Origin of the sequence: Pseudomonas sp. R62 (assembly GCF_000257605.1) — a bacterium.
In the GTDB taxonomy this organism is placed as follows: Bacteria; Pseudomonadota; Gammaproteobacteria; order Pseudomonadales; family Pseudomonadaceae; genus Aquipseudomonas; species Aquipseudomonas atacamensis.
The window spans coordinates 1,540,015-1,544,704 of sequence record NZ_JH635999.1; the positions used below are offsets into that span (position 1 = coordinate 1,540,015).

Annotated in this window: 3 protein-coding genes and 1 pseudogene; 1 reads left to right on the plus strand and 3 read right to left on the minus strand. The window is 60.7% G+C overall.

Annotation, left to right across the window (positions count from 1 at the left end; all coding sequences use genetic code 11):
* The coding region (locus OQK_RS24960; RefSeq protein ID WP_016774829.1) for a hypothetical protein at positions 1–1,277 on the minus strand (1,277 nt) is incomplete at its 3' end.
* A 195-nt stretch (positions 1,278–1,472) separates the two neighbouring features.
* Between OQK_RS24960 and OQK_RS24965 the strand changes: the two genes are divergently transcribed.
* Positions 1,473–1,697, plus strand: a complete 225-nt coding sequence (locus OQK_RS24965; protein ID WP_016774830.1) for a YgdI/YgdR family lipoprotein — start codon at positions 1,473–1,475, stop codon at positions 1,695–1,697.
* A 142-nt stretch (positions 1,698–1,839) separates the two neighbouring features.
* Here the strand turns inward: OQK_RS24965 and OQK_RS24970 are convergent, their stop codons facing one another.
* Entirely contained in the window at positions 1,840–3,693 is a 1,854-nt protein-coding gene (locus OQK_RS24970) for a polyurethane esterase (protein WP_016774831.1), read from the minus strand.
* Between the two features lie 303 nt (positions 3,694–3,996).
* Positions 3,997–4,690: pseudogene (locus tag OQK_RS24975) on the minus strand (polyurethanase); the annotation flags it as partial.

Genomic DNA, 4,690 nt, shown 5'->3' on the forward strand with positions numbered 1-4,690 from the left:
GCCTGGAACAGCTCGGCGCGGCGCTCGAGGAAATCTTCGCTGAGCAGATCGACCGGGCCGCGCTGGAACGGGTGAAAGAACGCACCCGGCAACGGCGCGAAGATCGCCGGCCAGCACAACAGCCCGAACAGTGAATTGATCAGGCTGTTCTCGACGTAATGCACCGGGCCGTCATCGGCGTGCAAGTGCGCTTGCACATGAAATTCCACCGACCGCGCCGGATCGATGCGCGGCAAGTGCAAGTCGAGGCGCTCGACCTCTCGGGCCTTGGCACGCTTGAGCGTCGGGCCACCGAGTTTGCGCCGCAGGCGCGGGACGATGCGCTGCAAGCCTTGCTGCTCGGCCGCACTTTGCGGTGCCTGTTCGGCCAGCGTGCCGAGTTCCAGCGCCAGCGCGTATTCGCCGCAACGCTCGAGCACACGGATCATCCGCAGCCGTGCGCCCGGATAAGCGCAGTCGCGGTAAACACTCAGGGCCAGGGCAAAGTCGCCGATGCGCTCGGCGTACTGGCCGATCTGGAACAACGCCTTGGCTTGTCGGCGGCGCAGCCACGGGTTGTCGAATTGCACGGCGTTGATCTGTTCGACGATCTCTTCCAGAGGTTCGCCGGCCTCGAAACGCAACTGGCATTGATGCAGGAACAGGCAGGCGTCGACGTCTTCGCGGCTGCGCAGGCCTCGGGAATCGGCACAGAACTCGACTTTTTCATAAGTGAAGATGCCCAGGTCGGCCAGCACGAACTCCGACCAGTCCTGATACAGATTGCCGAAGAACATCAGGCGCAGGCGATCGCACAGGTCCATCAGGGTCAGGCTGAACAGCCGCTCAGCCAGTTGCGGCGCCCAGACACGCAGGGGCTGCGCCTCGCTGAACTGTTCGGCCAGCACCGGCAGCCACTCGTCCTTGCGCCCTTTCGGCTGTTCTATAAAGGTGCCGAACGCTTGCAGCAGCTCGGCCTTGAGCAGGACATCAAACAGCTCTGCCAGGGTCAGCGCAGCGTGTTCGTCGAGCCAGCCGTGTTCGAGCAACGGCCGCGCCGCCTCGGCAATGTCGCCGATTTCCAGATAGTTGAGTTTGCTCGCGCGAAAGTGAATGCCCTTGCGCATGACCATGCGCACCAGCAATCCCTGCGAGGCTTGCGGCAGCGTATTGAAGTCGCGGATGAAGCCGTGTTCGCTTGCGCTCATCACATCGGCATAGCGAAGCCCAAGCCAATCAAGCACTTGCCGGAAGTTGTTGAGGTAGTAGAACGGATCGTCGAGAGGGTTGGAGGTCACGGGAATTCAAAGCCACGGCAAGCGAACACTGGTTATGCGTACAGATACCAGCTCAGCCCCGCCCGGCGCAAACGGAAAAAGATCAATGGCATTTTTTCGCGCCGCCATCGAACTTTTCCGCCGCTGCTGGCACCAACCGCGTTACAGGGCCGACAATGCCCGCAATCACATTCAAGCAAGGAGTCAGAGGTGGGTATGAAAATCAAGATGCTGGGCATTCCTGTAGCAGTCGCAGCCCTGTTGGCGCTGGGCGGCTGTTCGACCCAGACCGTGGTGACGTTGCAGAACGGCACCCAGTACCTGACCGAGGACATGCCAAAGACCGAGACCGAAGACGGTTTCTACGAATTCGAGGACATTTCCGGCGCCAAGGTCAAGGTTCGCGCCGATGAAGTCGCGACCGTGCGCAAGGAAGACTGATCCGATAATTACCGCGTTATCCTTCAATCGCGGGCAAGCCCGCTCCCACAGGTCTTATGTCGTTCACAGAGTGGATGTACGACTCAGATTCTGTGGGAGCTGGCTTGCCAGCGATGGCGCCATTACTGGCGCCGCGTAACCATCAGGCAATCACGATCCCGTCGCTGTTGAGGCTGCCAAGCGCCACCCCTACCAACGTCACCGAATCCCCACCAAACGTCAGCACAGTATCCTGCCCGACCGCCGACGCGTGGGCACGGAAATCATCCCCCGGCAACACGCCCTGCACGCCAAGAAACACCAGTTTGTCATCGGCCGTGTAGCCAACCACTCGATCCTGGCCAAACGCGCCATTGAACAGAAACGTATCCGCCCCGCCGCCCGATTCCAGCAGGTCATTGCCAGCGCCACCGACAAACACGTCATTGCCCGCACCGCCGAGCAAATGATCATTGCCCTCCAGGCCAAACAGCCAGTCACCGCTGGCATGCGCCTTGAGCATGTCAGCACCGGCCGTGCCTTTTACGCTCGATTCATAAGCGGTGAGGTTACTGCCGACTTTCAGCCCCATGTCCGTGACGCTGTGCAGCACGTCGTCCTTGAACACGCCCCAGAGAAACCCCGGCTCTTTGCTGGCGATGCTGCCAATGTCACGGGTGATGCTGATCCCGCCGTTGGCATCGCGGATGTACAGGTGGCCAGCGCCGTCGTTGGCGAAATCGAAGTTCTTCACCGTCTGCTGCAAGTCCAGGGTGTTGCTGCCCTGCCCGCCCAGAATGATGTTGTAGCCGCCGCTGTCACGGAAGCTGTCATTGCCGGCGCGCCCCTCCAGATAGTCATTGCCGCTGCCGCCCTGGATCAGGTCGTTGCCGTCACTGCCAATAATAAACGTGCTGCCCTTGTGAGTTTCGGCGTTGCGGTTGAGGTCCTGCACCCACGTGTTGGCCCGCGCCGGCTCGGACAGGTTGGCGACGATGATCGTCGAGTCGCGGCTGGTCAGGTCGTAGAACTTCAATTCCAGCACGCGGGTCATGCCGTCGCCGTAGCCAGTGGGCAGGTGCGAAATCCACGTCGGGATATTCAGGATCGAATACGGCAGCACGTTCCAGGCGTTCGAGGCGTAGTGGTCGTTGAAGCTGACGATATTATCGGTGGTCGAGGCATGCGGCGCGTCGTGCACGCCCACTGAAGCGCTGCTGAAAGTCGAGCCGTCGAGGGCGCGAAACACCGGGTCGTTTTCGTAACCGATATTCAGCACCTTGTCGCCGCTGCTTTGCGTCGGCGAGGCGTAAGCGATGTAGTTGGCGTCGGCGAAGAAGCCGCCCCACTTGCCAGCGCTCAAGTCAGCCATGCTGTTCACCGCCAGGCCGCCCAGACTATGACCGCTGACCAGCACGTCCTTGCCGCTGAGGCCGTTGGCCCGGGCGAATGCGACGACATCGTTGAGCAGATTGCCGAAGGCTTCGCCGACATAGTTCTTTGCGTAATCTGCCGGGCCGAACGCCGCGAGCAGATCGTTGATCACGTCGCCAATCGAATCACCGATGAGGATTTCGCGCGGGCCGCTGGTGCCGCGAAAGGCGATCCCCAGTTCAGTGAGGTGACCCTGAGCGTCGTACTTGCCGAGGATTTCCACTTGCGCGCTGGTGTAGCCGGCCTTCTCGCCGAAGAACGTCCCGCGTGCATCGGTCTTGCCGTCGTAGCCCAATTGCGCGGCGCTGATCGGTGTCCAGCCGGCCTTTTGCACGGCCTCGAGGGCGAGTTTTTCCGAATCGGGATTCCACGGGATACCGGGGATCACTCCTTGCGAATCGGTGCCGCCAATCAGCGCGGTAACCAGCGTCGCCGGCAGACCGAGGCCGAAGCCGTTGTGCTGGTAACCGGCGGCGAAGCCGTTATCGAGGTTGTGATAGGAATACAGCGTGATCGCCATGGCATCGCTGAACAGCGCCGCGGAATCGGCTGTGCCGAAGTTCTTGTAGTCGTATACACCCATTGCCATTGCCTCTCTTGTTGTTGGAATTGTCAGAGATAGCTCACAGCCAGAGCGCGGGGCTCCGGAGCATTCATTACATCGTGCACAGCCTCTGTAGGAGCTGCCGAAGGCTGCGATCTTGTGGGACGCAGAGCGTCCCCGGCTGCATTCCCACGCAGAGCGTGGGAACGATCATGTGTACGCAGTACCTGTGGGAGCGAGCAGGCTCGCGAAGGCGGTAGCACATTCAACACCACAATCGCCTGAACCAGCGCTTTCGCGAGCAGGCTCGCTCCCACGATGAGATCTCCTGCAACTTCGGAATCAGGCAAAGACGAAACTCGAGTCCGTCAGGTTAGCCACGCCGACGCCAATCAGCGTCACGGCAAAATCGCCAATCTTCAGCACGGTGTCGGAACCAGACTGCGCGGCATGCTGTTTGTAGTCATAACCCTGCCCTGCGCCCTCGACGCCCATGAACAGCAGTTTGTCGCTGCCCTGATAACCATTGATCGCATCAAAACCGAACGCGCCGCTGAACAGGAAGGTGTTGCCGCCACCCACCGCCGTCATCACATCGTTACCGGCGCCACCGACGAAAGTCACCTGCGCCTTGTCACTGATCAGTTGATCATCGCCACCAAGGCCAAACAGCCAGTCGCCTTCGGCCGTGGCATGCAAGGCATTGCCGTAACCATCCCCGCTGAGCGAATGGTTGTACTGGGTCAGTTCGCTGCCATTGCTCAAACCCTTGGCGGTGACGCCCCAGGTGATTTCCTTGCTGCCCCACCACGAACCGGCCTCTTTGCTGACCAGCGCGCCGATGTCGCGGGTCAGGCTGATGCCGCCGTAGGCGTCGCGCACGTACAGCGTGCCGTCGCCGTCGTTGGCGAAGCTGAAGTTCTGTAACGGCTTTTGCAGTTCGAAGGTGTTATGGCCCTGGCCGCCAAAAATGACGTTGTAGCCACCGTCATCGCGGAAATGATCATCGCCACCCAGTCCTTCAAGGAAATCGTTA